This window comes from Kitasatospora sp. YST-16 (genome assembly GCF_026802215.1).
Classification (GTDB): Bacteria; Actinomycetota; Actinomycetes; order Streptomycetales; family Streptomycetaceae; genus Kitasatospora; species Kitasatospora cineracea.
Genome location: NZ_CP113837.1, coordinates 7,223,849 through 7,250,214 on the forward strand (window position 1 = coordinate 7,223,849; position 26,366 = coordinate 7,250,214).

General features: G+C 72.9%; 26 protein-coding genes and 1 pseudogene. 10 read left to right on the forward strand and 17 right to left on the reverse strand.

What is annotated here, in order from left to right; all coding sequences use genetic code 11:
• Positions 1-129: 129 nt before the first annotated feature.
• Entirely contained in the window at positions 130-921 is a 792-nt protein-coding gene (locus OU787_RS32465) for a hypothetical protein (protein WP_268661520.1), read from the reverse strand.
• Positions 922-1,000: 79 nt separating this feature from the next.
• Positions 1,001-1,984 (reverse strand): DUF5937 family protein, encoded by a 984-nt coding sequence (locus OU787_RS32470; RefSeq protein ID WP_268661521.1) that lies wholly within the window; start codon positions 1,982-1,984, stop codon positions 1,001-1,003.
• A gap of 126 nt (positions 1,985-2,110) precedes the next feature.
• Between OU787_RS32470 and OU787_RS32475 the strand changes: the two genes are divergently transcribed.
• Entirely contained in the window at positions 2,111-3,325 is a 1,215-nt protein-coding gene (locus tag OU787_RS32475) for an MFS transporter (protein ID WP_268661522.1), read from the forward strand.
• A gap of 4 nt (positions 3,326-3,329) precedes the next feature.
• On the opposite strand, the gene OU787_RS32480 is transcribed toward OU787_RS32475, so the two are convergent.
• Both OU787_RS32480 and OU787_RS32485 read right to left on the reverse strand, forming a co-directional pair.
• The gene (locus tag OU787_RS32480; protein WP_268661523.1) at positions 3,330-3,749 is read right to left on the reverse strand and encodes an Imm7 family immunity protein; all 420 of its coding nucleotides are present in this window, start codon (positions 3,747-3,749) and stop codon (positions 3,330-3,332) included.
• Positions 3,750-3,781: 32 nt separating this feature from the next.
• Positions 3,782-4,792, reverse strand: coding sequence for a zinc-binding dehydrogenase (locus OU787_RS32485; protein ID WP_268661524.1), 1,011 nt, complete (start codon positions 4,790-4,792; stop codon positions 3,782-3,784).
• Positions 4,793-5,011: 219 nt separating this feature from the next.
• On the opposite strand from OU787_RS32485, the gene OU787_RS32490 reads away from it, so the two are divergent.
• Positions 5,012-5,548: a TetR-like C-terminal domain-containing protein gene (locus OU787_RS32490; RefSeq protein WP_268661962.1), complete on the forward strand. Its 537-nt coding sequence runs from the start codon at positions 5,012-5,014 to the stop codon at positions 5,546-5,548.
• A 171-nt stretch (positions 5,549-5,719) separates the two neighbouring features.
• Here the strand turns inward: OU787_RS32490 and nudC are convergent, their stop codons facing one another.
• The 3 genes from nudC to OU787_RS32505 all read right to left on the reverse strand — a co-directional run bounded on the left by nudC (position 5,720) and on the right by OU787_RS32505 (position 10,676).
• The gene (gene nudC / locus OU787_RS32495) at positions 5,720-6,619 is read right to left on the reverse strand and encodes an NAD(+) diphosphatase (protein WP_268661525.1); all 900 of its coding nucleotides are present in this window, start codon (positions 6,617-6,619) and stop codon (positions 5,720-5,722) included.
• Positions 6,620-6,928: 309 nt separating this feature from the next.
• Positions 6,929-7,741: an aminoglycoside phosphotransferase family protein gene (locus OU787_RS32500; protein WP_268661526.1), complete on the reverse strand. Its 813-nt coding sequence runs from the start codon at positions 7,739-7,741 to the stop codon at positions 6,929-6,931.
• A gap of 442 nt (positions 7,742-8,183) precedes the next feature.
• Positions 8,184-10,676: a DEAD/DEAH box helicase gene (locus OU787_RS32505; protein WP_380367884.1), complete on the reverse strand. Its 2,493-nt coding sequence runs from the start codon at positions 10,674-10,676 to the stop codon at positions 8,184-8,186.
• 202 nt (positions 10,677-10,878) lie between these two features.
• On the opposite strand from OU787_RS32505, the gene OU787_RS32510 reads away from it, so the two are divergent.
• Positions 10,879-11,223, forward strand: a complete 345-nt coding sequence (locus OU787_RS32510; RefSeq protein ID WP_030460896.1) for a hypothetical protein — start codon at positions 10,879-10,881, stop codon at positions 11,221-11,223.
• A 105-nt stretch (positions 11,224-11,328) separates the two neighbouring features.
• On the opposite strand, the gene OU787_RS32515 is transcribed toward OU787_RS32510, so the two are convergent.
• The 6 genes from OU787_RS32515 to OU787_RS32540 all read right to left on the reverse strand — a co-directional run bounded on the left by OU787_RS32515 (position 11,329) and on the right by OU787_RS32540 (position 17,852).
• A complete protein-coding gene (locus OU787_RS32515) occupies positions 11,329-12,279 on the reverse strand; it encodes a beta-ketoacyl-ACP synthase III (protein WP_030460897.1) in 951 nt (316 codons plus the stop codon).
• A 206-nt stretch (positions 12,280-12,485) separates the two neighbouring features.
• On the reverse strand, positions 12,486-13,055 hold the full coding sequence (locus tag OU787_RS32520; protein ID WP_268661528.1) for a hypothetical protein: 570 nt from the start codon (positions 13,053-13,055) through the stop codon (positions 12,486-12,488).
• Positions 13,052-14,065 carry a TniB family NTP-binding protein gene (locus OU787_RS32525; protein WP_268661529.1) on the reverse strand — a complete coding sequence of 338 codons (1,014 nt, stop codon included), beginning with the start codon at positions 14,063-14,065 and terminating at the stop codon, positions 13,052-13,054. Before OU787_RS32525 ends, OU787_RS32520 begins: the two co-directional genes overlap by 4 nt.
• Complete coding sequence (locus tag OU787_RS32530; protein ID WP_268661530.1) at positions 14,062-16,134, reverse strand: Mu transposase C-terminal domain-containing protein; 2,073 nt, start codon at positions 16,132-16,134, stop codon at positions 14,062-14,064. Before OU787_RS32530 ends, OU787_RS32525 begins: the two co-directional genes overlap by 4 nt.
• Positions 16,131-16,883 carry a TnsA-like heteromeric transposase endonuclease subunit gene (locus OU787_RS32535; RefSeq protein ID WP_268661531.1) on the reverse strand — a complete coding sequence of 251 codons (753 nt, stop codon included), beginning with the start codon at positions 16,881-16,883 and terminating at the stop codon, positions 16,131-16,133. Before OU787_RS32535 ends, OU787_RS32530 begins: the two co-directional genes overlap by 4 nt.
• Before the next feature lie 156 nt (positions 16,884-17,039).
• The gene (locus tag OU787_RS32540; RefSeq protein ID WP_268661532.1) at positions 17,040-17,852 is read right to left on the reverse strand and encodes an SAVMC3_10250 family protein; all 813 of its coding nucleotides are present in this window, start codon (positions 17,850-17,852) and stop codon (positions 17,040-17,042) included.
• A 287-nt stretch (positions 17,853-18,139) separates the two neighbouring features.
• On the opposite strand from OU787_RS32540, the gene OU787_RS32545 reads away from it, so the two are divergent.
• Complete coding sequence (locus tag OU787_RS32545; RefSeq protein WP_268661533.1) at positions 18,140-18,739, forward strand: hypothetical protein; 600 nt, start codon at positions 18,140-18,142, stop codon at positions 18,737-18,739.
• A gap of 269 nt (positions 18,740-19,008) precedes the next feature.
• Here OU787_RS32545 and OU787_RS32550 read toward each other — a convergent pair whose 3' ends face one another.
• Entirely contained in the window at positions 19,009-19,140 is a 132-nt protein-coding gene (locus OU787_RS32550; protein ID WP_268661534.1) for a hypothetical protein, read from the reverse strand.
• A complete protein-coding gene (locus tag OU787_RS32555; RefSeq protein WP_268661535.1) occupies positions 19,128-19,616 on the reverse strand; it encodes a DUF4265 domain-containing protein in 489 nt (162 codons plus the stop codon). Before OU787_RS32555 ends, OU787_RS32550 begins: the two co-directional genes overlap by 13 nt.
• A gap of 394 nt (positions 19,617-20,010) precedes the next feature.
• On the opposite strand from OU787_RS32555, the gene OU787_RS32560 reads away from it, so the two are divergent.
• The 3 genes from OU787_RS32560 to OU787_RS32570 all read left to right on the forward strand — a co-directional run bounded on the left by OU787_RS32560 (position 20,011) and on the right by OU787_RS32570 (position 23,311).
• Complete coding sequence (locus tag OU787_RS32560) at positions 20,011-21,288, forward strand: MFS transporter (protein WP_268661536.1); 1,278 nt, start codon at positions 20,011-20,013, stop codon at positions 21,286-21,288.
• 268 nt (positions 21,289-21,556) lie between these two features.
• Positions 21,557-22,735, forward strand: a complete 1,179-nt coding sequence (locus OU787_RS32565) for a hypothetical protein (protein ID WP_268661537.1) — start codon at positions 21,557-21,559, stop codon at positions 22,733-22,735.
• Between the two features lie 60 nt (positions 22,736-22,795).
• A complete protein-coding gene (locus OU787_RS32570; RefSeq protein ID WP_268661538.1) occupies positions 22,796-23,311 on the forward strand; it encodes a GNAT family N-acetyltransferase in 516 nt (171 codons plus the stop codon).
• Positions 23,312-23,342: 31 nt separating this feature from the next.
• On the opposite strand, the gene OU787_RS32575 is transcribed toward OU787_RS32570, so the two are convergent.
• On the reverse strand, positions 23,343-23,759 hold the full coding sequence (locus tag OU787_RS32575; protein WP_268661539.1) for a variant leucine-rich repeat-containing protein: 417 nt from the start codon (positions 23,757-23,759) through the stop codon (positions 23,343-23,345).
• 212 nt (positions 23,760-23,971) lie between these two features.
• Between OU787_RS32575 and OU787_RS32580 the strand changes: the two genes are divergently transcribed.
• The 3 genes and pseudogenes from OU787_RS32580 to OU787_RS34940 all read left to right on the forward strand — a co-directional run.
• Positions 23,972-24,577, forward strand: coding sequence for a TetR/AcrR family transcriptional regulator (locus OU787_RS32580; protein ID WP_030460902.1), 606 nt, complete (start codon positions 23,972-23,974; stop codon positions 24,575-24,577).
• 359 nt (positions 24,578-24,936) lie between these two features.
• Positions 24,937-25,458, forward strand: coding sequence for a hypothetical protein (locus OU787_RS32585; RefSeq protein ID WP_268661540.1), 522 nt, complete (start codon positions 24,937-24,939; stop codon positions 25,456-25,458).
• 63 nt (positions 25,459-25,521) lie between these two features.
• A pseudogene (locus tag OU787_RS34940) lies at positions 25,522-26,026 on the forward strand (transposase); the annotation flags it as partial.
• 11 nt (positions 26,027-26,037) lie between these two features.
• Here the strand turns inward: OU787_RS34940 and OU787_RS32600 are convergent.
• Complete coding sequence (locus tag OU787_RS32600) at positions 26,038-26,253, reverse strand: hypothetical protein (protein ID WP_268661543.1); 216 nt, start codon at positions 26,251-26,253, stop codon at positions 26,038-26,040.
• Positions 26,254-26,366: the final 113 nt, after the last annotated feature.

Sequence of the window (26,366 nt, forward strand, 5' to 3'; positions counted from 1 at the left end):
AGCCCCGCCCCGCCCCGGGCCAACGGATTTCCCGCAGCGAGCCGGACGGGCCGGACGGGCCGGACGGGCCGGACGGGGGAGTTGGGCCGGAGGGGGGAGGCGGGGCAGACGGGGCAGGCGTCGCGGAGCTCAGCGGTGCGGGCCGGCCACCTGCTCGCTCAGCCGGACGACGTTCACCTCCAGCTGGCCGTACCCGTCCTCCCAGCCCATCACCCCCGCGCAGCCGTCCCCGTCCAGGCGGTGCCCGGTGCTCCCGTGGTCGACCGGCATCAGGCCGCTCTCGCCCTCGGTGCAGAAGAAACCCAGGTGGTGCCGGAGCTCCGGGTGCGCCACCCCGGCCAGCCCCGCCCGCCAGGACTCCTCGACCTCCTCCTCCGGCTCGAACTCGAACTCCAGCAGCTCCGCCGGGCCCCGCCCGGTTTGCAGCGCCGCGACCAGCGCCCCGAACAGGGTGCCGTCCGACACCAGCCGGGCGAAGTACACCGACCAGGCGCCCCGGCAGGCCGGGTCGGCCAGGTCGACCCCGTGCTCCTCGACCAGCGGGGCGAGGTCCGCTCCGCGGATCAGCGACGGGCGGAAGCAGGCCGCCCCGACCGCGGCCAGGAACGCCGCCGGCAGCGCGTCCCGCCCCGGCGCCCCCGCCGGGAAGTCGAACAGGGACCGGGCGGCGTCGAACCGCGGCAGCTCGCGCCCCGCGTCGTACACCCACAACCCCGGCACGGACTCCTCCCCGCGCAGCGCGGCCGGACGCACCCAGGCCGGCTCCTGCCTGAAGCCGATCTCGGCCAGCAGGTTGCCGTCGACCTCGGCCGCGTACACGGCCCCGGCGTCGAACGCCTCGATCGGCCGCCCGAGCAACACGGCGAAACCGTCGGCCAGTTGGCGGTCCCAGTCGGAGTCCGCCGCAGTGATGTCAGTCATGGCCGGACTGTAACGACGCCCGCCCACAACCCGGGTGGCGGGCGCCGGGCCCCGGCACCGGCACCGGGCCCGGCACCGGTCAGGGGGCCGAGCCGATCAGGGCGTCGCCCATCGGGGTGCGGCGGTAGAGGACCGAGCGGCCCGCGCGGGCGCGGGAGAGGAGGCCGGCGGCGCGCAGGACGGCGAGGTGGTCGGCGACCGCGCCGGGGGTCTGGTGCAGGCTGCGGGCGAGCTGGGTGGTGCTGGCGGGGGTGTCCAGGGCGGCCAGGATGCGGGCCCGGGAGCGGCCGAGCAGGGCGGCCAGCGCGTCGGGCGGGACGGCGGCGCCCGGCTCCCAGAGGGCGGAGATGCCGCGGGCCGGGTAGATCAGGGTGCACGGCCACGGCTCGTCGTGGTGCGCGGCGACGTTCGGCCAGACGAACACCGAGGGCACCAGCAGCAGCCCCGCGCCGCGCAGCGGGTAGGTGGTGGCGTCGTCGAACGGCGGGACGTCGATGCCGCCGTCCCGCCAGCGGACGTTCTCGTGCAGCCCGGCCAGCGCCGCCGCCCAGCCGCGCTGGCCCAACTCGCCCGCCCGGTGCACCACGTCGCGTTCGCACAGGGCGCGCAGCTGCGGCCAGTCCCGGGCCAGCAGCGCGTGCCAGGTCCGGTCGAGCGCCCCGGCGACCTGCCGGACCGCGTCCGGCGCCGCCAGCACGGCCCGGGCCGGGCCGTCGGTGTCGGGCCGGGCCGCCAGGCAGCGGGCGATCTCCGCCCGGGCCAGCTCCGGCGGGGCGGCCAGGATCGCCGCCAGGTCGTCCGCCCAGGTCTGGTCCATGCCGCGCGGCGGGATGGCGATGAAGTCCGCCCCGAACTTCTCGTTGTGCAGCGCCAGCGCGGCCCGCACCGCCGGATCCGCCCGCAGCCGCAGGAACGCCGGGCGCAGCCGCTCCCGCCACCCCGGCGGCAGCGACCGCTCCCCGCCCCGGTCCAACAGCCGCAGCAGGTTGGCCAGTTCGAACGCGGGCGAGAGCGCGAACCGGCTGCGCACCAGGTCCTCCGCGGCCACCTCGTACCTCAGCACCCGGCACTCCCTCCACACTCTCCACGCTTCCCGGTGACGCGCCGACGGCCGCCCGCCGCCCCCCGACCTTACGTCCAGGGACGAATCTCTCGCCCGCACCGCCCCCCGGACGTCAGGCTCGCCGCCATGACGACCTACCGCGAGGTGCTGGGCGACCCGCGCTTCCGACTGCTGTTCACCACCCGCACCCTCGGCATCGTCGGGGACTCGCTGCGGATCACCACCCTGGCCGTGCTGATCTACGCGGGCACCGGCTCCGCCCTGCTGAGCGCCGTCGCCTTCGGCATCGGGTTCCTGCCGCAGCTGCTCGGTTCGATGCTGCTCGGCTCGCTCACCGACAGCCTGCGCCCCCGGCTGCTGATCACCGCCGGGTACCTGCTGGACGCGACCGCCGCCGCCCTGCTCGCCCTGGTGCGGATGCCGGTCGCGGCCAGCCTGCTGCTGGTCGGCGCGGTCGCGGTGCTCACCCCCGTCTTCAACGGGGCGTCCGGCCGGCTGGTCGCCGAGACCCTGCGGGGCGACGCGTACGTGCTCGGCCGTTCGCTGACCAACGTCGCCTCCTCCGGCGCGCAACTGCTCGGTCTGGCCGGCGGCGGCGTGACGGTCGCCCTGCTCGGCCCGCCCGGCGCGCTGCTGGTCGCCGCCGGGCTGCACCTCGCCAACGCGCTGGCAATCCGGCTGCGGCTGCCCGACCTGCCGCCGCTGCGGCGCGCCACCGGTTCGGTGCTCCGGCAGAGCCTGCGCGGCAACGGCGACCTGCTGCGCCGCACCCCGGTCCGCCGCCTGCTGCTCGCCCAGTGGCTGCCGTCCGCCGCGGTGACCGGCGCCGAGTCGCTGGTCATCGCGTACGCCGGGGCACGGGGCTTCCCGGCCGGCGGCTACGGCTTCCTGCTGGCCTGCCTGCCGGTCGGGATGCTCGTCGGGGACCTGCTGGTCGGCCGGTTCGCCGCCCCCGCCACCCGGGAGCGCCTGGTGGCGCCGCTGGCCGCGCTGATGGGCCTGCCGCTGCTGGTCTTCGCGCTGCCCGTCCCGCTCCCGCTGTGCGCCGCCGCCCTGCTGGCCGCCGGTTTCGGCTTCGCCTACGCGCTCGGCCTCCAGCGCCCGTTCCTGGACGCGCTCCCCGCGGACGCCCAGGGCCAGGCGTTCACCCTGCTCGGCTCCGGCAACATGACCCTCCAGGGCATCGGCCCCGCCCTCTTCGGCACCGCCGCCACCCTCACCGGCACCGGCCCCGCCATGGCCACCGCGGGCACCGCCGCCGCCCTGACCGCCCTGTGGATCGCCGCCTGGCACCGCCCGACCCCGGCCCCCGCGCTCGCGGAACCGGCGGAGGCGGTCTGAGCGGCTACTCCTCGGACGTGAGGGTGAGCGGGTCCGGGTCCTCCAGGACGGGGATGCAGGGCGACAGCAGCGGCTCCGGGTGCTCGGTCACCGCCCCGCGCACCATCCGCAGCACCCGGACCCCGTTCCACCACTGGGGGTCCTCGTCGTCCCGCACGTGCAGCAGGCCGTACGACCCCGGGGCCCGCTCGCCGACCTCCGCGAAGAAACGGAGGATCTCCGGGTCGCGGTGGTTGGGGGCGCCCGCGAGGTGGACGAACGCCTCGCCGTTCATCCACCTCACGTCGAGCAGGTAGGGGGTGTGGATCTCCTGGATGCGCCGCCCGATGTCCTCGACGGCCGCCATGGTGCGGGCCGGTTCGGAGTCGTCCTCCTCGGCGGCGGCGCTGATCAGGACCTTGATCCAGCCGTGGTACTCGAACACGGCCGCAGCCTAGCAGCACCCCTGACGGGCCCTCAGGGCTTGAGGATCAGCCGGATCGGGTTGCCCTGCTTGGTCTGCAGCCGCTCGACGGCCTCGGCGGCCCGCTCCAGCGGGAGGACCTCGCTGACGGAGCGGGAGAAGTCCAGCCGGCCGCCCGCGGCGAGGGAGATCAGCTGGGGGACGGCGTCCTCCTCGGAGCCGTAGTGGCCGAGGATCTGCTGCTGGAGGTAGGAGAAGCGGATGCTGTCGGTGACCGTCAGCGGCTGGTCGGTGAGGCCGACCAGCACCAGCCGGCCGTGCGCGCCGAGCACCTTCATGGCCTGCTCGCGGACGGCGGGGACGCCCGCGAAGTCGAACGCGGCGGCCAGGCCCGCGCCGCCGGTGGCCGCGCCGATCCTGACGGCGAGCTCGGGGTCGGACGGGTCCAGGGCGAGGTCCGCGCCGAAGGCGAGGGCGCGCTCGCGGGCGGCGGGCGCCGGGTCGACGGCCACGATCGGGTTGGCGCCGATCGCCCGCAGCAGTTGCACGCCGTGCGCGCCCAGGCCGCCGACGCCCCAGACGCCGACCGGCTCGGCGGGCCGGACGCCGCCGGTGGTGGTCACCGCGCCCCACGGGGTGGAGACCGCGTCCGGGATGATCGAGCCCTGCTCGAACGGGATCGAGTCGGGCAGCGCGAACAGCGTGTCGACCCGGGCCAGCGCGTACTCGGCCCAGCCGCCGTCGTAGTCCACGCCGCGGGTCCAGGTGATCCCGTCGCGCTTCTCGCCGGCCTGCAGCACCACCCGGTCACCGACCTGCCAGCGGCCGGCTTCCGTGCCCAACTCTGCGACGGTGCCCGCGACTTCGTGCCCCAGCGTGACACTCTCGCCGGGCAGGTACAGCGGGGTGAGCGAGCCCTCGATCAGGTGCACGTCGGACAGGCAGACGCCGGCCGCCTCGACCTTCACCAGCACCTGGCCGGGGCCGGGCACCGGACGCTCCACCTCCTCCACGCTCAGCGTGCGGGTGGGCAGGTGCAGGCGGACGGCGCGCATCGTAGCCATGGATCTCGTTCCTCTCCGGCCGGCGGCGAGCCGTCGGCGGCCTCGTTGCCGCTCACGACACCCCGGCGTACGGCGGGATATCGCAAGGTGACTTGCGTTGTCGAGGCTACGTCGCAGCCCGGTGCAACGCAAGGAGCCTTGCGTTAGGCTCCCGGTGTGCCCCAGGACGAGACCCCCCAGGCCAAGGCCGCCGCCCCGCTGCGCCGCCGCGGCGCCGCGATGCGCCGGGCCGTACTGGACGCCACCGTGCGGCTGCTCGCCGAGGGCGGCCTGGAGGCCGCCACCGTTGCCGCGGTCGCCGCCGCGGCCGGAGTGCACGAGACCTCGATCTACCGGAACTGGGGGACGCGCGAGGACCTGCTGCGCGAAGCCCTCGCCGACTACACCGACCAGGCCATGCCGCTGCCCGACACCGGCAGCCTGCGCGAGGACCTGCGCCGACTCCTCACCGCCCTCGGCGCCTTCCTCGACACCCCCGAGGGCCCCGCCCTGCTGCACCTGAGCATCGCCCCCGCCACCGCCGAGACCCGCAGCGGCCGCGACGCCTACTGGGCCGACCGCCTCACCCGCGCCGAACAGCTCCTGCACCGCGCCGCCGCCCGCGGCGAGATCCGCCCCGACGCCGACCCCCGGGCCGCCGTCGAAGCCCTGATGAGCCCGCTGTTCGCCCGCCACCTGCTGCTCGGCGAACCCGTCACCCCCGCCTTCGTCACCGCCCTGGTCGACCTGGTCCTGGACGGCCTCACCCCGCGCTGAGCCCGGCACCGGCGCTGACCCGTCCCCGGCCCGGCATCCGGTCGCCGGCGGGCTCGCCGTCGCCGAGGGACAGGACGACTCTGCGGGCGGTTGCCAGGTCGGCGCGTTCCGCGTCGGGTTCGGCTCACATTCCCCCAGCAGTGTGGCAAGCCAACAGTGCGGCAAGCCGACTCACTCCACGTCGGCCAGCCACTGGTCGATGAGCACCTTGTCGATCGAGTCGACCCGGTAGGGCCCGTCGACAGCGGAGCCCGTGATTCGCGACCGGAGTTCGGCCGCCGTGAACCAACGTGCCTCCACCACCTCCACGTTGTCCACGTCGATCCGGTCGGAAACGGCCTCGGCGCGGAACCCGATCATCATCCCGGACGGGAACGGCCACGACTGGGATCCCTGGTAGGTGATCGTCCCCACCTCGACACCGGCCTCTTCGGCGACCTCGCGGCGCACCGCGTCCTCGAGGTTCTCCCCGATCTCGACGAACCCGGCCAGCGTGCTGAAGCGGTCCGGACCGGATCCCGCGTGCCGGCCGAGCAGGCAGCGCCGAGGCGTGCCGGGTAGTTCGACCAGCACGATCACGGCCGGTTCGATCCGCGGGAAGAGCAGCTTTCCGCAGCCCTGACAGGTCCGCAGGTGGCCACCGTTGCTGGGGACGGCCGGACCGCCGCACGCACCGCAGAACCGCTGATTCCGGTTCCAGTGCAGGATTCCACGGGCATACGCGAGCAGGCCCGCCTCGTCCGGCGTGATGGTGGGAACCATGGCTCGCACCTCCAGCACCGTGTCCGCGGTGGCCAGTTCGACGGCGTCGGACCGGTCGACGCGGGACACGTCGGCCGCGAACACCGCGGCCTCTCCGTCCATGCCGAGGAACACCTGGTCGTCGGCGGCGTCGAGGATGCCGCGCGCCTCGGCCAGCGGCAGCCGGACGGGCCTGTCGTCGCGGACCAGACAGTGGTCCCGCCACAAGGGAATCACCTGGGTACCGGGGCTCTTCAACAGCCCGGCCACCCACTCCGAGTCGGTACGCCGGCCGCCAACCCGGTCAAGCCCCAAGCCGCTGTAGTACAAGGTTCCCCCCAGCCCGTCCTGTCCTGCGCAGATTCCACGATAGTGGGCGTCCACCGACCGGGGCATCGAATTCGGTCTCGACGACGAGGCCGGCGTGTTCCGCGTCGAGTTCGGCCGGGCGGGACCGGCAGGATCGGCTCGACCGGCGACCACTGCGCGTCGGACACGTCACCCGGATGCGCCTTGCGCTCACTCACCGCGCCGGCGCACCACCGAGGACGCCTCAACCGCCACCGGTTCCCGAAGACCCCGCACGAACGTGCAGCGACGAAACGGACATTGCCGCACCCGACGCCCGCTGAGAGCCGATCAGGCCGGCAGGGGGTTGGCGGTCAGGACGCTCAGGGCCCGGCACCAGGCCAGCAGGCGGTCGGGGGAGAGGCCGGGGACGAGGGCGGCCAGTTCGGCGATCCGCCGTTCCAGGGCGCCCGGGCCGGTGCTGCCTTCCAGCACCCAGTCGATCGCGTCGAAGTCCGGGTCGCCCCAGGACGGCCGCGGGTCGATCGCCACCGGGCGGCCGTCCGGGCCGGCCAGCACGTTGGACGGGTGGAGGTCGCCGTGGACGAGTCCGACCGGTCCGCCGGAGGCGAGTTCCAGGGCGGCCGCCCGCTGCGCGGCCGGGACGGGCCTGCCCCGGCGCGCGGCGAGGTCGAAGAGGAAGGCGACCCGGTCGGCGAGCGGCCGCAGCGCCGAGTCCGCCCCCGGCTCGGCGGGGGTGCGCAAGTTCCGTAGCAGGGCGGCGACTTCCGGCAGGTTCCAGCCGAGTTTCCGCAGCGTCGTACCGGGCCGGACGTCCGCCAGCAGCAGGGCCCCGGCCGGGAGGTCCGCGGCGAGCAGCGGAACCACCGAGGGCACGGCCGCCCAGTGCCGCAGCGCCTCGGCCTCCTCGCGGGCGATCGGCGGCTCCGGGGTGAGCTTCAGCCACACCACCTCACCGCCGCGCACGCACCGGAACACCCGCGAGGTGCCGCCGCCGCCCGCCGCGGCCACCTCCAGCCCCCACCGCCCGGCCAACTCGCCAACCAGGGCAGGCAGTTCGTCGCACCACCCCGCCACCCCGCGCCCGAACCGGACGGCGAACCGCTCCCGGACCTCCGGCGGCACCCGCACCAGCTCTTCCATCGCGCCATCGTACGGGCCCGCACCGCACTGTCGGCGGGCACCGCTAGCCTGCGGGGACGCCGACACCCCGCCGAACCGCCGAGGCCCCGATGACCGTCCGCTTCGAAGCCAGCTGGTGCAACACCGACCTCGGCCCGTACCGGGACTGCGCCTACACCTACGAGCGCTACCCGTACGACAGCGTGCCCCCGCTCGACGCCGCGCTGTTCACCGGGGCGTTCGACTGGTTGGGCGGCCCGAGCGGCGAGCCGTCCGGGCGGGCGGCCGAACTCGCGGACCTGGAACGGGCGGTGGCCGCGCTCGGGCTGGCGCTGCCGGCGGACTTCCTGACCTACCACCGCGACGCTCGGCTGCTCCGGGAACTCGACAGCGTGTCACCGACCGGCTGCTGGCGTACCTCGCGCACTACGGGGCGCAGCAGCCGGGGTCCTGACGGGGCGGGTCAGTGCGCGCCGACCGAGGTGACCTTGACGACGGCGCGCCCCTCCTCGTCCGAGCCGTACAGGTCGACCTCGGCGGAGATGCCCCAGTCGTGGTCGCCGTTCGGGTCGTCGAAGATCTGCCGGACCCGCCACAGGCCCTCGTCCTCGACCTCCTCGATCAGCAGCATCTTCGGGCCGCGCGCGTTCGGGCCGGTGAACAGGTCGTCGTACTCCTCCCAGTACCCGTCCATCGCGTCGGCCCAGCGGTCGGCGTCCCAGCCGTCCTCGCCGTCGAGTTCGGCCAACTCGTCGTAGTGCTCCAGGGCGCACAGCTCGACCCGGCGGAACAGCTCGTTGCGGACCAGGACGCGGAAGGCCCGGGCGTTGGCCGTGACGGGCGCGGGCTTGTCGTCCAGGCGGACCTCGGCGGCCTCCGGTTCGGTCGGGTTGGCGAGCGCCTCCCACTCGTCCAGCAGCGAGGAGTCGACCTGCCGGACCAGCTCGCCGAGCCAGGCGATGACGTCCTTGAGGTCGTCGGTCTTGATGTCGTCCGGGACGGTCTGCTCCAGCGCCTTGTACGCGCCCGCCAGGTAGCGCAGCACGATGCCCTCGGTGCGGGCCAGTTCGTAGAAGCCCACGTAGTCGGTGAAGGTCATCGCGCGCTCGTACAGGTCGCGCACCACGGACTTGGGCCGCAGCGGGTGGTCGCCGATCCACGGGTGCGCCCGGCGGTACACCTCGTAGGCGTGGCCGAGCTGCTCCTCCAGCGGCTTCGGGTAGCTGATCTCCTGGAGCCGGTTCATCCGCTCCTCGTACTCGACGCCGTCGCGCTTCATCTCGGCGACGGCCTCGCCGCGGGCCTTGTTCTCCTGCGAGGCGAGGATCTGCCGCGGGTCGTCGAGGGTGGCCTCGACGACCGAGACCACGTCCAGGGAGTACGAGGGCGACTCGGGGTCGAGCAGGTCGAAGGCGGCCAGCGCGAAGGTGGACAGCGGCTGGTTGAGCGCGAAGTTCTCCTGCAGGTCGAGGGTCAGGCGGGCGATGCGGCCCTCGGCGTCCGGCTCGTCGAACTGCTCGACCACGCCGCCCTCCCGCAGCGAGCGGTAGATGGCGATCGCGGTGCGGATGTGGCGGCGCTGGGCGGCGCGGTCCTCGTGGTTGTCGGTGAGCAGCTTGCGCATCGCGTCGAAGGCGTTGCCCGGGCGGCCGATCACCGACAGCAGCATCGCGTGGCTGACCTTGAATCGGGACACCAGCGGCTCCGGGTCGGCCCCGATCAGCCGCTCGAAGGTCTCCTCGGTCCAGGACACGAAGCCGTCCGGGGCCTTCTTGCGGACCACCTTCTTGCGCTTCTTCGGGTCGTCGCCGGCCTTGGCCAGCGCCCGGTCGTTCTCCACCACGTGCTCGGGGGCCTGCGCCACCACCTGGCCGACGGTGTCGAACCCGGCCCGGCCCGCCCGCCCGGCGATCTGGTGGAACTCGCGGGCCCGCAGGATCCGCACCCGCTGCCCGTCGTACTTGGACAGCGCGGTGAACAGCACCGTGCGGATCGGCACGTTGACGCCCACGCCGAGCGTGTCGGTGCCGCAGATCACCTTCAGCAGGCCCGCCTGCGCCAGGCGCTCCACCAGGCGGCGGTACTTGGGCAGCATGCCCGCGTGGTGCACGCCGATGCCGTGCCGCACGTACCGGGACAGGTTGCGGCCGAACTTGGTGGTGAAGCGGAAGTTGCCGATCAGCGAGGCGATCGCGTCCTTCTCCTGCTTCGAGCACATGTTGATGCTCATCAGGGACTGCGCCCGCTCCACCGCCTCCTTCTGCGTGAAGTGCACGACGTACACCGGCGCCTGGCCGGTGGTCAGCAGCTCCTCCAGCGTGTCGTGCAGGTTGGTGCGCCGGTACTCGTAGAACAGCGGCACCGGGCGGGTCGCCGAGCGGACGACCGTGGTCGGGCGGCCGGTGCGGCGGGTCAGGTCCTCCTCGAAGCGGCGGACGTCGCCGAGGGTCGCCGACATCAGCAGGAACTGCACCTGCGGCAGCTCCAGGATCGGGATCTGCCAGGCCCAGCCGCGGTCCGGCTCGGCGTAGAAGTGGAACTCGTCCATCACGACCTGGCCGATGTCGGCGCGCGGGCCGTCGTGCAGGGCGATCTGCGCCAGCACCTCGGCGGTGCAGCAGATGATCGGCGCGGTCGGGTTCACCGAGGCGTCGCCGGTCATCATGCCGACCTGCTCGGTGCCGAAGACCTTGCACAGGTCGAAGAACTTCTCCGACACCAGCGCCTTGATCGGCGCGGTGTAGAACGTCCGCTTGCCCTCGGCCAGCGCGGCGAAGTGCGCGCCCGCCGCGACCAGGGACTTGCCCGACCCGGTCGGGGTCGCCAGGATCACGTTGTTCCCGGAGACCAGCTCGATCAGCGCCTCCTCCTGGGCGGGGTAGAGGGTGATGCCGCGCTCCGACGCCCACTCGGCGAAGGTCTCGAACAGCGAGTCGGGCGTGGCGGGTTTCGGCATCAGGTCCAGGAGGGTCACCCCGCTATCTTGCCCGCACTCGATCACCGCGGGCAAAGCTCGCCCCCGCACCACCCCCGCCCCCGCGCTCCGGCCGAACGAGTGGTTGCGGGCAGCGCTGGTGATATCACGCTGCGTGACGGAGATGATGCCGGTCGACCGCCCACGAACCGACGGGGGCGGCGCGAGCAACGGAAGGACCCCCATGACGCGCAAGCGCATCCTCGGCGCCGGCCTCGCCCTGGCCGCCGCCCTGGCCGCCCTGGTCCCGGTGGCCGCCGGACCGGCCGCCGCAGCGGCCGACCCGAACGTCGAGACGGTCACCGCAGTCGGCTCCTCCGGCGGCGTGGTCGCCCGCTGCCCCCAGGGCTGGACCCCCAGCGACCCGCACATCACCAACGCCGACGGCACCCCACTGGCGCCCGACCAGCGCTGGCACTACGGCCCGATCCAGGGCGACGACGGCTTCGCGGGCTGGATCGCCCCCTACCTGAACTCCCCGCCGCCGCCCGAGAAGATCGCGCTCACCATCACCTGCACCCGCTGCTGAACCCGCTGCCCGACCCCGGCGGCCGGCCCTGGGCCGTCCCCTGGGTCGGGCCTGGACCGTCCTGGGTCGGGCCTGGGCCGTCCCCTGGGCCGGCCCGGGTCGGTCTCACGGGCAGGTGACCACCTGGCCGGCCCAGGACAGGCCGCCGCCGAACGCGAACAGCAGCACCCGGGCGCCGGAGCGCAGCTCGCCGCGCTCCACCAGCTTCGCCAGCGCCAGCGGCACGGAGGCCGCCGAGGTGTTGCCGGAGTCCACCACGTCCCGGGCGATCACCGCGTCCTCGCGCAGCCCGAGCTTCTGCACCAGCGACTCGATGATCCGCAGGTTCGCCTGGTGGGTCACCACCCCGTCCAGCTCCGCCGGGCTCAACCCGGCCGCCCGGCACGCCTGTTCGGCCAGCGCGGGCAGCTCGGTGGTGGCCCACCGGAACACCGCCTGGCCGTCCTGCTCGAACTGCGGGTGCCACTCGCCCAGCAGCCGCACCGCGCTCGCCCGCGACGGGTCCGAACCCCAGACCGCCGGGCCGATCGCGCTGGTGTCCCCGTCGGTGGCCGACAGCACCGCCGCGCCCGCGCCGTCGCCCAGCAGGATGCAGCTGCGCCGGTCCGTCCAGTCGACCAGGTCCGACATCTTCTCCGCGCCGATCACCAGCGCGTGCTTGGCGCCGCCCGCCAGCAGCGAGTGGTTCGCCACCGACAGCGCGGTGCAGAACCCGGCGCAGCCGTTGTTCAGGTCGAACGCCACCGCGGACGGGATGCCCAGCCGGCCCGCGACCTGCGCCGCGATCGACGGGCAGCGGTCCACCGCGCTGCAGGTGGCCACCGTGACCTGCCCGATGTCCGCCGGGTCCAGCCCCGAGGCCGCCAGCGCCTTCGCCGCGGCCCCCGCCGCCAGGTCGGTCACCGACTCGTCCGGCCCGGCGATCCGCCGGGTCACGATCCCGGTGCGCCGCCGGATCCACTCGTCATTGGTGTCCACCATCGTCGCCAGCTCGTCGTTGCCGAGCACCCGGCCGGGCTGGTGGTGGCCGAGAGCGGCGATCCGGACTCCGGGCATGGCGTTCCCCTTCCGCAGCGGCACCCGACCGGTGCCGGGGCAACGGCCAGGAATATAGCAACCGACCGATCGGAAGCTAAACGGCGGCCCGAAGAATGGACGCCACGGGGACGGAGCGGTCCGGTGACCTGTCTCAGCGAAGTTTGACGAGTCTCATCGAAGTTTGACCGGTGGCGGTTTGTCTCATCGAAGTTTGACCGCTGTGCTCAGACGTCGTCGGGTTCGACGGCGTTGGGGTTCTCGTAGAGGGCGAGTTCAGCTTCGCGGAGGCGGACGCTGATTGCGTGGCAGCGCTTCGAACAGGTGTTGCGGGTGCTGTTCGCCCGACGGATCACCTGGGTGCCGCAGCCGATGCAGACGAGGGTCACCTTCTGGCCGGGGAGGACGTTGCGGCTGGAGGGGGCGTAGTCGAGCAGGAGGCTTCGGCGTCTGCAGCGGGGCGAGCACCACCAGGGATGGGACTGGAGGCGCTCGCCCCGCTGGGGGCGTCGGCCGCAGTAGTCGCAGGCCGGGTGGGTGATGGTCCAGGGCGGGGTCCGTTCCAGGGTGTTCTGGAGCTCTTCGAGGCTGCGGCCGGTGGCGGCGATGAGCCTGGGCCAGCTGATGGTGCTGCGGTGGCCGGGCGGGTCGCAGAGGTAGGACCGGAGTTGGCTGGGCTTGAGGAAGTTCGCTTCGGCGAGGCGGGCGATGAACGCCTCGACGCCTTCGCAGGGCCGGGGGAAGACCTGGACGGGCAGTTTCGGGATCAGTGCGGTGCTGATGCCAGGGACGGTCACTCGTCGTTCTTTCGCTTCTTGCGGTGCTGGTTGGTGGCGGTGAAGTCGAGGGGGACCGCTTCGAGCCCGCTCCGGGTGACCTCTTCGTCGCCGGTGAGGATGGCGTCGATGGCTGCGCCCCGGATCTGGTGGGAGAGGGCGCCGATCATGCCGCCGGTGCGTTCGTGGAGGTAGTGGTCGAGCCCGGCGAGGGTGCCGGGTTTGTGCCGGTGCAGCAGCAGAGTGGCTTCCATGGTCTTGACCAGGCCCTTCCACTCTTCGCCGTAGGGGAAGGGGTGGGTGGGGATCAGGGTGAAGCGGCCGGCGATCTGTGCGCCGCGGGTGCCCTGGAGGATCGTGCTGTGCTCGATGTCGATGCCGGCGTAGACGAACGTCGCGGGGATGCGTTCGGAGAAGTACTTCAGGGTGTCGGATACTTCGGCGCCTTGGCGGGTGGCCAGGGAGATGTTGTGGACCTCGTCGACGATCACCAGGCCGGTGCGGACCTTGGTGCAGACGCCGACGACCGACTCGATGATGTCGGCGGTGTTGAGCCTCCGGTGGATCGGCAGGCCGAGGAAGCGGGCGAACTCGGCGGCGATCATGCGGGCGGTCGCGGCCGGCGGGACGGTGGCGTAGAGGACCGGGATCCGGCCGTGGGCGCCGTGGTGGACGGCGCGGTCGCCGAGTTCGTGCGCCAGGCCGAGCTGGGTAACGGCGATCGTCTTGCCGGTGCCGGCCGGGCCGGAGACGATCAGGCCCCGGCGGGCGCTGATCGCGTGCCGGTTCAGCATCACCAAGCGGCGGCCGGTGGTGACGGTGTGTCGGACCGTAGAGGTGGCCACCACCATCAGCCGGGCGTGGTGGTCGATCCGGATCTCGTCGTAGTTCCTGCGGATCGGCTCCGCGAGGAGGGCGTACTGCTCCGGGGCCGGCAGTTGCGGTGCCTCAGGCCGGCCGAGGGTGAACCTGCGCCAGCCCTCCTTCGTGGTCAGGTGCTGTCCGGGGTCGTCGGCGTCCGGCGTGGTCATCGTCGCCTCCAGGGGTCTTCGAGCGGGTCGAACAGGCCAAGCGGGATCACGTCGGCGAGCTTGTCCTCGGTCTGTGGCGGCTGTGGGTTCGGCTCCGCCGCAGGGCTGTCGGCGGCCGGGGAGGGAAGCGGAGTGGCCGGTCCGGCGGCCTTGGTCCGGGCGGCGACCCGCCGGTCGCGCCCGGTCTGCTTGGCTTTCGGCTGGCCGGCCGGTCCGGCGTGGGCGCGGGTGAGGAAGGCGGCGACCGCGTCGGCGATCTCGGCCTCGGTGGCGCCGGGCAGTTGGTGGCTGACGTGGTCCCAGGCCAGGTCGCCGAAGGGGACCGGGGCCCGGTGAAGGTGCTTCCAGGTCGCCTGGACCCAGGGCCGCTGTTCGCTGCGGTGGTCGCGCACCCAGATGCGGGAGACGTCGTAGGGGTCGCGGTGGACCTCCCAGAGACCGCGCTTGGCGGCGATGCCGGAGTTCCGGCGGCGGAGCGGGTCGAGCTCGGGACTGTCGTAGACGCGGTGCTTGATCTTGATGCCGTAGTCGTTGACCGCCCGCCACTCGGCCGGCAGGAGCTCGACGTAGTCGTCGCCGCTGAGCGCGACGGGGACGTAGCCGCAGGCCTCGACGAGGGTCGCGTACTTCTCGTTCGGGGTGAACATCCGGCTCGGGTGGGCCGGGTCGCGCAGGCCGTCGTGCGGCCGGTTCTGCCAGTGCGCGACGATCCACTCGTCCAGGAGTTCCTGGAGTTCGATCAGCGACCAGAGCCGCTCGCGCTCGGGATGGCGGCCGCGGTGGTCGGTGCTGCGGCCCAGGTGGCCGGGCAGGAACTGGACGAACAGCGTGGCGATCGAGGCCAGCATCTTCTCGATGTGGCCCTTCTCGAAGCCGGAGCCCTTGTGCGCGGGCTGGAAGTCGATCTCCAGGAACCGGCAGGACGCCTTGAAGTTGCGGGAGATGAACACGTTCTCGTTGTCGCAGACGATCATCTCCGGGACGATTACCGGCCGTGCGGCCGCGTGCTCCAGGCGCTCGTCCAAGGACAGCAGTCGGCGGTGCGGCAGCACCGAGCGCGACATCCGCAAGGCCTCCGCCCAGCCCGGCCGCATCAGCTCAGGGGTGACGGTGCGGGCCAGCAACACGCTCGCGTCGACTGACTTCGTGGTCGGCCGCAGCACCGCGGCGGACAGCGTCCGGGTGGCGACGTCGATCATCCCGGTGAGCTCGATCCGCCCCGGGACGCCGTCGTCCAGCAGGACCATCACGTCCATCGGGGTGGAGTCGATCTGCATGATCTGGCCCGGTGCGAACGCCGGCAGTTCACCGAACGGGGTCTTCGCCCCATGGGCCTTGGACCGGCGGGTCGTCGCGGTGCTGAAGGTGTGGGTGCCCTCCGTCAGCTTGGCCAGCAGACGGTAGAGGGTGGCGCGCGAGGGCAGCTTCACCGTCCGGCCCTCCTCGCTGGCCCTGAGGATCTCCCCGGTCCGCCAGAGGAAGTAGGACCCCGTCTTCGTCGAGCTGTCGATGCCTTCTTTGACCGCCGCCCGCATCGCCGACACGACCCGCTCGTCCACCTCGCCGAACTCCGGCTTCTTGCGGACCGGCCGGTAGTCGACCAGGCCGAGCACGCCGTCCTGCTGGTAGCGGCGCCGGTGGTGGCCGACCGCGCTCGCCGTCACCTGGTGTCCGGCCCGTGTCAGTTCGGCGGCTTTGACCCGCTGCCGGGCGGTGAGCGACTGGCCGGGCGCGTACTCGGGGCGGGGAGCCGTGCCGGGGGCGGCGCCGAACGGCAGGCCGTGCAGCACCTCGAGGATGTGGCCCTCCCACCACAGCGCCTTCGCCAGTACCTCCGGCGGCAGTGTCTCCAACAGCGACACCGGCGGCAGCGGCATCCGGGCCGGGCCGGTCAGGACCTCGAAGCCGTCGGCCCCGAACAGTTCCAACAGCGGGACGGCCCGGTAGGGGGAGTCGTCGTCGGACAGTGTCACGGCCAGCGCCGACACCGCGAGCACCCCGCGGACCTGGCCGTCGAACCGGACCCGGTCCCCGACCGCGACCTGGACCGGACGCCTCAACTCGCTCACCCCTGCCGCCTTTCGGCCCAGACCAGGCTCCCCGTTCCGAGGAGTTCGGACTCCAACTCCGCCGCCAGGACGCCCGACCACAGCAGGTGGAACAGCACTGGAAGGACGAGCAGCCGGTCCCCGACCTGCTCGGCACCGCCCCACAACGGCAGCGGATCCGCGAAGACTTCGACCAGCCGGGCCGCAACTTCCGCCGGCCCTCCGGCCCTTCGCCTGCGATAGCGCGACAGCCAGCGCACGTTCTCCATCAGCACCGGATCCGGAGTCCCCACCCGTTCGAACCCCCACCCGGCGGCCTCGCAGGCCCGGCTCGTCGCCGCGAACGCCGCCAGTGCCTGTCCGTCCAAGCGGTCAGCCGCCCGCACGTCGACCACCCGGGCCCGGCCGTCGGCCAGGCGTACGAAGTAGTCCGGTGCGTGCCGCCGTTGACGCCGGCCGTCGTGCCAGTGCAGCCAGAACGGCTGCGAGGCGACCGCCACCACCCGCGGATCGCGGTCCAACAGGATCAGCCGGTCCCGCTCCAGCCACGACTCGTAACCGACGTGGCCGCCCACCGTCACCGAGTAGTACAGGCCCGCGAAACTCTCGCCACCCTTGGCCCAGTTGAACTTCCGCACCGGCTCGACATCCTCGAACCGTACGTCCCAGCACCCTCCAAGAGGCATCCGCCGGAGTTCGTCACCATGGCGGAAGGTCACGTCGAACGCCGACAACGCCTCATCGCCGTAGGCCCGCGCGAGTTCAGGCATCCGTCTCCCAGGCCGATCCGAAACCGGGTCCAGAGCTTAGAAGCCACGCGGTCAAACTTCGTTGAGAACGGTCAAACTTCACTGAGACGGGTCACTTTGACAGGCAACCTTGACCGATTGCCAACCGATTTTGACCATCGCGAGGGGTTCCGCTCGTCACCCGCTCGCCCCCGTCTCGTTGGTGGCGGCGCGGCGCCGCCACCAACGAGACGGGGGCCCCGTGAGGCGCTCGACATCACGCGCGCTCTCGACGTACAGGGGGCTGGCAACGATAGCCGCAGTCATCGCGCGACGTCCGCCAACGTCGAAGGGCACCTCCAGAGCAAATGTCACTTTTGCATAACCGGTGAGGAGACCAGCAGCCTGCGGCGGCATCACCTGATCGAGTTGATGGAGCAGATTCGCTAGTGCCCCACCAGGCTGTTCACCGTTGCGGGGCATGTTGCCGTACAGCAGGTCCATGAACCCTGGGGGAAAGCTTCGGGACACAGACAGGCCCTCCGCAGTAGTGCGCTCGGCAGAAGGGACGCCCACGAGGTGCTCGGGGGAGCCATGCAGCACAAGACGCGGCGTGGGGTTGTCCCAGGGCTCCCAACGCGAGTGCGGTTCCCAGAAGATCACGGCCGGAGGGCCAACAGGCTCGTCGACAATATCGCCGTCGATACTGTCAGTCACCGGGCGGACGATTTGATAGTTCAAGCGCGTCCTGAAGCGCACCCACTGCCCAGCATCGGGACCCGCCTCGAAATACGGGACGGGTTGCGGGATCAACGAATCAAGGTGTCGCAGCACCCTCTCCAAGTTCGGGCGCTGTGGGGTGGCCTGGTCCGCCAAGGAGACCTCGAGCTCTCCTAACCCCATCGGGGCCTTCGCGCTCCACCTGCTAACTTGCGGCAGCCACCGACGGGGCTTCGCATCCTCGTGGAACTGGGCGAGCTTGCGTTCGGATAAGTAGATCAGTTCGCGCATGGATCGAGCGTGGCGACTGCCGCCCATGGAAGCAAGAGGGCATCGACGCACCTTTGACACAAGTGCCAATCCCCTGGCTGTAATCAAGATCGCTTGTCAATCGGTCAAGTTCGCTTGGCAGCGGTCAGCAGGTGACCCGTCTCATCGAACTTTGACGAGTCTCACCGAAGTTTGATCGGCGAGGGTTTGTCTCATCGGAGTTTGACCTCGGTGTTGCGGGGAGTGTGCTTGCCTATGGTGTTGTCCCAGGTGGCGGCCCGTGCCGGGAGTCTGGATACGGTGGCGGGGTGAACAGATCGACTGCGACGTCCGGCGGCATCGGCGGCCCGGCTCGCTCTGACGTGTTGCTGCCCCGCTTGGCCGGCGATGAGGAGGTCATCGCGTTCTTCACCCGGGTCGCCGATCTGGATGCGACGAGCCCAGCTGATCACGAACTGGAGGAGGGGATCCGTCTCGCCTCCGGGGCCCGGTTGGAGCAGTTCGCACGAGCGGGCAGCGGAGACGCCTTCTGCTTCGTCGGAGAGGGCGGTGAGGAGCGCCCGGTGGTGTACGTGAGCCTCGACGGCGAGGCCGGCCCGATCGCTGTCGGGCTGCTCGAGCTGGTGCGGCTGTGCCTGGTGGCGCCGTGGTGGCGGGACGCTCCCGGCCGGACGGCCGAGCAGCTCCGCACCCTCGCCGACGAGTACCGCGAGGACCTGCCCGACCTCGACGACCGCCGTGACCGGGCGGCCCGCGCCCTTGGCCTGGACCCGGCCGTGCTTCCGTCCGAGGCGGAGGTCCTCGCCCGGCTCGCAGAGCTCTCCTGGGGGCCGGTCGCGTCGGCCTACCTCGTCATCGGGTTCGAGGGTGACCCGCTCGAGCCGCTATTCGGCGCTGACCGGACCTGAGCGCTCACGGCCCGGCAGCCCGCAGTCAAACTTCGGTGAGACGCGTCAAACTTCGATGAGACGGGTCAGCAGGTGCCGACAGCTCACGGTCGGCGAGGATCGGGTTCGCGTGCAGCACCTTAGCCGACCGCTGGTGCAGCAAGGGCGCCCGTGCTGCACCCGGCTTCGCCGGTCCGGCGCGCTGCACCCGGCTGTCCGGCGGTGCAGCAGCGGGAGTCGGCCAGCACCGGCCTGCGCTGCTGACCCGTCTCATCGAAGTTTGACGAGTTTCAACGAAGTTTGACCGCTGCTTCGAGGGGGCTGCGTTGAGATCGAAGGCGCTGGTGGAAGTAGATGTCGCAGGGGCCGAGCAGGTCGGTACGGATGCCGGCGCCGAGCTCCGAGAGGATCAGGCGTTCCACCACTCATCTGTGCCGCAGCCTACTTCGTAGTGCCACCAGCCCTCGTCCTGCCCCTGGTCCAGGAGCGCCTTGATCCCGGCGAAGTCCGCGTCGGCCGGGATGTTGAAGGCCACCATGGGGAAGTCCGCGCTCATGACCTCGCCGCCGAGGTGGAAGGCGGCCAGGCGCTGGTGCACTGCTTGAGGACTGCGCCCCAACGGCCCGGAAGGGATGGGTACGACGCGTACCGTGCAGTTGCCGGCCGAGCTGACCCGCCCGACGGCCCAGTGCAGCCCGTCCGAGTCGGTCTGGAACCGCACGACGTCCCCCTCGGCAACACCGTCCTGGAGGAACGGGACGTTTTCGATCGAGGCCGTGTCGGCGCTGAGCCTTGTCGCCCACAGACCCTCGGTGTCCTGCGGGAACCATCCCTCGCGCGGGACGAACCGGAACCAGACCTTGACCTTCTCAGCTGCGCTCTCCACGACGCCAATCATGCTCGGAACGCCAGCAGCAGCATGCGCCGGGGCTGAGCTGCGCAGTCAAACTTCGGTGAGACTCGTCAAACTTCGCTGAGACGGGTCATCCGGTCGGTCCCCGGGCCCGAACGCGTTCGGACTTGTCGGCAGAGTCTTCGGCCGCACCCGGGCCGTGTCCGGCACGGAGAGCCGACGGCTTGCCGGGTTCGGGAGCGGCGGGCGTCCTTCTTTGAGATGATCTTGAAGCTTTGAGCCGCGGACCGGGGGGCGCGGCGGGCGGACCGGGAGGGGCGGCTGCGGCCGGGCCCCTCTCCGGGGTTCGCCGGGGCGCGCGCGATGCGCCGTTCACTCCCGGAGACCGCACCGCACCGACCGTCCCCGCCCAGCCGCGGCCAACGTCCAGGAGTCCCACGTGAGTCAGACCGGCACGCTGCCCCCCGACGGCTGTCAGGAGGACACCGCCCCGGACCGTCGGCCCTGGCCGGTGCGCCGGGGGCTGCTCCTCGAGTCGGGCCCCCAGCGCCGGCTGGCCCTCGGCGGCTTCGTCAACCAGCTCGGCACCGCGGCCTTCCTGTCGACGGCGCCGCTGTACGCGCTGCGGGTGATCGGCCTGCCGATCGGGCAGGTCGGGCTCGGGCTGGGGGTCGCGGGAGTGGTCGGCCTGCTGGCCGGCCCGCCCGTCGGGCACCTCGCCGACCGCCGCGGCCCGCGCGGCGTCTTCCTGGTCACCCTGCTGGTCCAGACCGTCTCCATGCTGTCGCTGCTGTTCGCCCACTCGTTCACGGCGTTCATGGTGTCCATGGCGGTGACCGACCTGGCCGGCGCCTCGGGGGGTGCGGCGCGCGGCCCGATGATCCGCCGGTTCGGCGGTGACGAGGTGCCGAAGTTCCGCTCCTACCTGCGCTCGACCGCCTTCCTGGCCAGCACCTTCGGCGCGCTGGCCGCCGGTGTGGTGATCCAGCTCGACTCCGGCTCCGCCTACCGCGCGCTCATCGTCGCCAACGCCCTGACCTTCGTCGGCTGCGCGGCCGTCGTGCTCCGGCTGCCCGCGCTGGAACCGCTGCCCGCCGCGACCGGGTCGAACCGGTGGCTCGCGCTCAAGGACAAGCCGTACATGGCGTTCGTCGTCCTGGACGGCATCCTGTGGATCCAGGGCGAGGTGGTGACCTACGCCCTGCCGCTGTGGGTGGTCCTGCACACCCAGGTGCCGCGCTGGTTCACCGGCGTCGCGCTCGCCGTCAACACCGTGATGGTGGTCGTCCTGCAGATCCGCACCAGCCGCGGGATCAAGGGCGGACAGGTCGCCGGCCGGGCCACCCGGCGCGCCGGGCTGGCGTTCCTGGTCGGCATGGCGGTCATCGCAACGGCCGCCGGCCTGCCGGGCTGGGCGGCCGCAGCCGTCATGACGGCCGGCGTCGCCGTCCACACCGTGGGCTCGCTGTGGCACGCGGCCGGGTCGCTGGAACTGCGCTTCCGGCTGGCCCCCGCGCACGCGCAGGGCCAGTACTCCGGCGTGTTCGGCATCGGCATGGGCCTCTGCTACACCGTCGCCCCGGGCCTGCTCGGCCTGCTCTGCCTGGGCTGGGGCGCCCCCGGCTGGCTGGCCATGGGCGGCGTCTTCGTCGCGGCCGGCCTGGCCATGCCGCTCGTGGTCCGCTGGGCCGGACGGTCCCGGGAGCTCAGCGCCTGAACGGGCGGCCCGGGCTCCCCCGAGCTGTACCGGAGACCCGGGCCGAGATCCTCATCGGCCTCGGCCGGACCGGGGAAGCGGCGCAACTCCTCCGGCAGCGCCCGCGGCCCGAACCGCCGGACGACCCGTGGACCGCCGCCGGCACCCACACCGCCGGACCGCCGTTCTGACTGCACGTCAGCGGAAGGGGCCCGTCGGGCCCTTGTCCGCAGGGGGTCGGGGGTGCCAGGCTCCGGGGTGTGAAGAGAATCGAGTCCGACACCCTCCGGTGACCGCGCCCGGTGCGCGGGTGCCGCTGTACGAGTACGCGCTGCGGCTGCACCGCCCGAACCCCGACGGCCCGCTGCGGGAGGTCGTGCTCCCGCCGGAGCCGGACCGCGGGCAGCGCTACCGCCGGGACCTCGCGGAGGTGCGGCTGCGGGGTGCCCGCACCGCGGCCGTCCTCGACCAGCGGCTCGGCCGCCCGCTGAGCCCGGCCTCGTTGCGGCTGCTCGACAGCGCGCTGGCGCAGGTGCCGGTGCCGCGGCACCGGCACCCGGCGGTCCGCGACCTGAGCAGGCGTCACCCGCCCGCGCTGCTGCGCACGGTGGGCCGTTGGCTGGTGCGCCACGGCACCGGGCGGGAAGCGGTGGCCGCCGGGCTCGCCCTGCTGGCCGAGACGGCCGTCGAGAGCGACGTCCCGCTGATCCTGACCGTCGGCCTGCTCGGCTCCCCGTTCGGCCGGCTCCCCGCCGACGCGCTGGAACGCCTGCCGAACGCGGGGGCCACCCCGGCCCTGAGTCGACTGGCCGAGCGGACCACCGGCACCGCCCGCACCCACTGCGTCCACGCGCTGAACCGCCTCGCCGACCCCCGCGCCCACTACCCGTGGTGGCAGGGCCCGCACCCGCTGGCCGACCCCGACCGGCCCGCCGACCCGCAGGCCGTCCACTGGCTGCGCCGCCGGGCCGCCGACCACGGCGACTTCAACGGGTACTTCGCCGCCGAGACGCTCGTCGCCGCGGACGTCGAACGGGCGATCGCCGACCCGCACGCCGACAGCGAGGTCGTCGACCAGACCGGTCGGCTGCTGCGCGCCACCACCGACTGCGCGGGCACGGGTGCCACCCTCGCCCGGCTCGACAACGCCCGGGAACTGCTCACCCACTACGCGGACCACGTCGGACGCCTCGCCCCGACCGCGGACCGCTGCCGCTCCGTCCTCGCCCTGGCCGGCCATCTCGCCGACCCGTGGGGAGAGGCCACCGCCCTCGACCGGCCACCGGGCGGCCGGGCCGCGCTCCTCGCACAACTCACCGCCCTGCTGCGCGAGCCCGGCTGGCCGGCCCGCCTGGCGGAACTGACCGCCTGGCCGACCGGCAACCTCGCGGGATGGTCGCTGCTGACGGCCCGGCGCACCGGCCTGCTGCCGGACGGGCCCGGGCCGCGGGCGCGCCGGCGCCGTTGACCGGGCGGGCATGGAACGCTGGGGCGTCGAACAGGCGGAGAGCGGGGAGGGGTGGGCGCGGTGGGCGGCGGTTCCGGGCTGGACGGGCTGGACGGGCTGGACGGGGCGCTGACCAGGCTCGTTCCGACGGGCGAGCACGACCTGGAGCTGCTGGCCGGGTGGTTCGCCGACCCCGGGTTCGTGGAGCACTGGGGCGGGGTGCCGCTGTCGCGGCAGGAGGTCGCCGAGAAGTACCTGGGGCGGCGGCGCCCGCAGGTGGAGTCGTTCCTGGTGCTCGCCGTGGGCACGCCGGTGGGCTACGCCCAGTACTGGCGGGCCGGGCCGGACAGCGGCGGCATCGACCTGGTCCTGGTGCCGCACGCCCGGGGCCGGGGCCTGGGGCCGGACGCCGCGCGGGCGCTGCTCGCCCACCTGGTCGGGGAGTTGGGGTGGCGGCGGGTGACCGTCGACCCGGCGGCGGCGAACGTCCGGGCCGTGCGCGCCTGGGAGAAGGCTGGGTTCCGGCAGGTGCCACCGGGGGCGGGCGGGGAACGCCCGGACGGGAGCCTCCTGCTGGAGCACCGCCCCGAGCGGTGACGTGCCTCGTCGGCTCGGCGCCCCGGCCGGGTCAGTGCTTCGGGGTGCAGGGAGAGGGGGCCTGGGCGTGGGCGGCCGCGACACGGTGGCGCAGCCCCGGCGGGCAGGCGGGGTTGCGGACGACCGCGGCCCGGACGTCCCCGTCGTGGTCGTCGGCGAGTTCGGCCAGCAGGTCGGCGGGGGCGTGCGGGTTGGCGGCCGCGGCCGCGCGGACGGCCGGGACGTCCTCCGCGGCCCGCCACAGCGCCGCGGTGTCGCGGGTCCGGAGGGTGGCGGCGCGCCGCACCTCCTCGGACGGGTCGTCGAGCAACTGGTCCATCAGGTCGTCCCACGGGTCGTTCCGCAGGTCGTTCCGCAGATCGTTCTGCAGGCCGTTCCGCAGGTCGGGGCCGGTGCTCCGATCGCAGCCGGTGGTGGGGGCGGAGGTGCTGGGCTGCTGTTCTTCCACGGTGTCCTCCTGGTGCGGTCGACCCGGCAGGCATTAGCGTCACTTGGACGATAACACTTCTCGTCGGATGGACGACAAGTGGGGCGGCGAAGGCGCGCCGAAGCCCGCCCGGCCGCGCGGGCCACCGCACCCCGGGGCCGTACGACGTAGGATTCCGGGCCGGGGCGCGGATCGGGCGCACCCGGACGAGGCGGACCGCGGAGGAGGATCGGATGAGCCCGCGCAGCACGGTGGTCGAGACCCGCCGGACCAGGGCCCGGATCATCGACCGCAGCGTCGCCCTCGCCTCGGTCGACGGGCTGGAAGGGCTGACCATCGGACGGCTGGCCGCCGACCTCGGCCTCTCCAAGGCCGGCGTGCTCGGCCACTTCGGCACCAAGGAAGCCCTCCAACTGGCCACCCTGGAACGGGCCTCCGCACTCTTCACCGCTCTGGTCTGGGACCCGGCGGCGACCGTCGAACCCGGTCTGCGCCGCCTGCGGGCCGTCTGCCAGAGCTGGATCGACTACCTCGAACACGCCCGCGAGGTCTTCCCCGGCGGCTGCCTGTTCACCACCGCCGCCGTCGAGTTCGACGCCCACGACGGCCCCGTCCGCCGCAACGTCGCCCGCCTGCTGATGGTCTGGCGCCGCCGCCTGGCCGGCGAGGTCCGCCTCGCCGTCGAAGCCGGAGAACTCCCCTCCGACACCGACCCCGAACAGGTCGTCCACGAGCTGACCGGCATCTACCTGGCCCTCAACCAGGCCCTCCAACTCCTCCGCGACCCCCTCGCCGCCACCCGCACCCGCCGCGCCCTGGACCGCCTCCTCCCCGCCTGACCGCCACCGGGGAGTCCACGGCGCCGCGCCCGCCGTCCGGGAGTGCTCCGGCGGCACTGCCTGGATGATTGATGCCAAGGTCTCGTTGGCATCATCTATGCACTGCGCGAGTCGAACACGGGGGGACCATGGGGCGGGTCGGGTACGGCTGTCTTGCCGCGGTCGGGGCGGCGATTCTGCTGGCCGGCGGATGCGCCGGGGCGCCGGGGCGGTCGGCGGACGCAGCAACGTCCCTGTCGGCGACAGCGTCGGCCACACCGAGTGCTCCCGCGCCGACGGTGCCCGGTGCGTCCGGCTCGGCCGATCCGAGTGCGATCCCGACCGTGACAATCTGGCCCTCCCCGGCAAGCCGACCGCCGGTGACGCCGGCGAGGGCGGAGCAGCAGATCCGCGAGCTGGCCGAGCAGGCCGGCCAGGGCCCGGTCATCGACCGGCTGATCCCGGCCTTCCACGAGGGGGACGTGTACTGGTTCCTGTGGCCCACGGTTGGCGGCGACCTCTGCTGGGGAGAGCACACGCCGTTGGGCCTGGTGCGCGGCTGCTACGCGGACAAGGACCTGCCGGCGGGCAGCACCCCGGTGCTCAAGGGGCTGATCGGCCCGAGCTTCATCGACGATGGTGTGTGGGCGATGGTGTTCCTCGTGGACCAGGAGAAGGTCGACAACCTCACCTGCAACGGCGTCAGCCTGCCGCTGACCGAGGTGGGCACCCTGCGTACCCCGGCCGGGACCCGGACCTTCTACACGACGGTGGCCCCGTGGGCCGTATCCGGCACGATGCCCGCCGAGGTCGTCCGGGAGGGCGCCACGGCCACCGACCACCTGACGCTGTTGCCGGGCTCCGCGCCGAAGGGCGACCCACGCTTCCGGGAGTGCGAATAGACGATCGAGTCCAAGGGCTCGCTGTCGCGCATGACATGAAGCGAGGGAGTCCGAAGATCGGTTGTGACGCCTGACCTGGACTCCCTCGCCACCGCGCTCTACGTGGAGACCGACGACGAACGCCGCTGGCTCCGCCACGCCCGCACGAACCTGCGGCACCTGTACTCCGTACCTGCCCGGCCGGCCTGACTCCAACGGGCGCCTGCGCAGGGCCGCCGACCTGATCGGACACGTCAACCGGCTCCTGGCGACCGGCACCTCGCCGTGGACCGACACCGTGTGGGTGGTCGACTCCACACCCGTGGAATGCGGGCGCTCCCGGGAGACCGTCGAACGCCCCGACCTGGCCGGACGGGCCGAGTACGGCTGCTGCGCCAGCCGCACGCGATTCTTCCGGGGCCTGCGGCTGCACCTGGTGTGCACCCTGCACGGGCTGCCGATCGCCTTCGCGCTGACCGGCGCGAAGGCCGACGAGCGCGAGACCCTGCCGGGCAGGTTCCACGCCGAGCCGGGGCTGGTCACCGCCCGGGCGGGGCAGATCCTGATCGGCGACCGGAACTACTGCGGTGCCGCAGTCGGCTAGAGGTGGGGGAGGGGTTCGCCGACGTGCGGCTCGCGTCGCTGTTCGAGCCAGAAGAGGTAGCCGCGCAGGTACGACTCCAGCCCGTCGTCGATGTAGGCGATGAAGTCCCGGTGCCCTCGAGCCGCATCGTGGTAGTGGCCGAGGTAGCGGGGATCGGCGTTGAACCCCCAGTGGGGGTGGGTGTCCGCACCCCAGTCGGCGGGCGATGGCAACCGCCCGATCCCTGACCCGGGCCCGGCCCCGCCACCAATCGCGGACGGTCTCCACAGCGTCCAGGCGCCTGGTGGCCATGCTGTCCGTGTCGCCGGCGTAGAAGGGCCCGGTA

What these genes read in the sequence shown, in the direction of transcription:
- OU787_RS32465 (WP_268661520.1), bottom strand. Translation starts at nt 921, where the DNA reads ATGACTGACATCACTGCGGCGGACTCCGACTGGGACCGCCAACTGGCC.
- OU787_RS32475 (WP_268661522.1), top strand. Translation starts at nt 2,111, where the DNA reads ATGACGACCTACCGCGAGGTGCTGGGCGACCCGCGCTTCCGACTGCTG.
- OU787_RS32485 (WP_268661524.1), bottom strand. Translation starts at nt 4,792, where the DNA reads ATGGCTACGATGCGCGCCGTCCGCCTGCACCTGCCCACCCGCACGCTG.
- OU787_RS32490 (WP_268661962.1), top strand. Translation starts at nt 5,012, where the DNA reads ATGCGCCGGGCCGTACTGGACGCCACCGTGCGGCTGCTCGCCGAGGGC.
- OU787_RS32500 (WP_268661526.1), bottom strand. Translation starts at nt 7,741, where the DNA reads ATGGAAGAGCTGGTGCGGGTGCCGCCGGAGGTCCGGGAGCGGTTCGCC.
- OU787_RS32505 (WP_380367884.1), bottom strand. Translation starts at nt 10,676, where the DNA reads ATGCCGAAACCCGCCACGCCCGACTCGCTGTTCGAGACCTTCGCCGAG.
- OU787_RS32510 (WP_030460896.1), top strand. Translation starts at nt 10,879, where the DNA reads ATGACGCGCAAGCGCATCCTCGGCGCCGGCCTCGCCCTGGCCGCCGCC.
- OU787_RS32515 (WP_030460897.1), bottom strand. Translation starts at nt 12,279, where the DNA reads ATGCCCGGAGTCCGGATCGCCGCTCTCGGCCACCACCAGCCCGGCCGG.
- OU787_RS32525 (WP_268661529.1), bottom strand. Translation starts at nt 14,065, where the DNA reads ATGACCACGCCGGACGCCGACGACCCCGGACAGCACCTGACCACGAAG.
- OU787_RS32535 (WP_268661531.1), bottom strand. Translation starts at nt 16,883, where the DNA reads ATGCCTGAACTCGCGCGGGCCTACGGCGATGAGGCGTTGTCGGCGTTC.
- OU787_RS32540 (WP_268661532.1), bottom strand. Translation starts at nt 17,852, where the DNA reads ATGCGCGAACTGATCTACTTATCCGAACGCAAGCTCGCCCAGTTCCAC.
- OU787_RS32555 (WP_268661535.1), bottom strand. Translation starts at nt 19,616, where the DNA reads ATGATTGGCGTCGTGGAGAGCGCAGCTGAGAAGGTCAAGGTCTGGTTC.
- OU787_RS32580 (WP_030460902.1), top strand. Translation starts at nt 23,972, where the DNA reads ATGAGCCCGCGCAGCACGGTGGTCGAGACCCGCCGGACCAGGGCCCGG.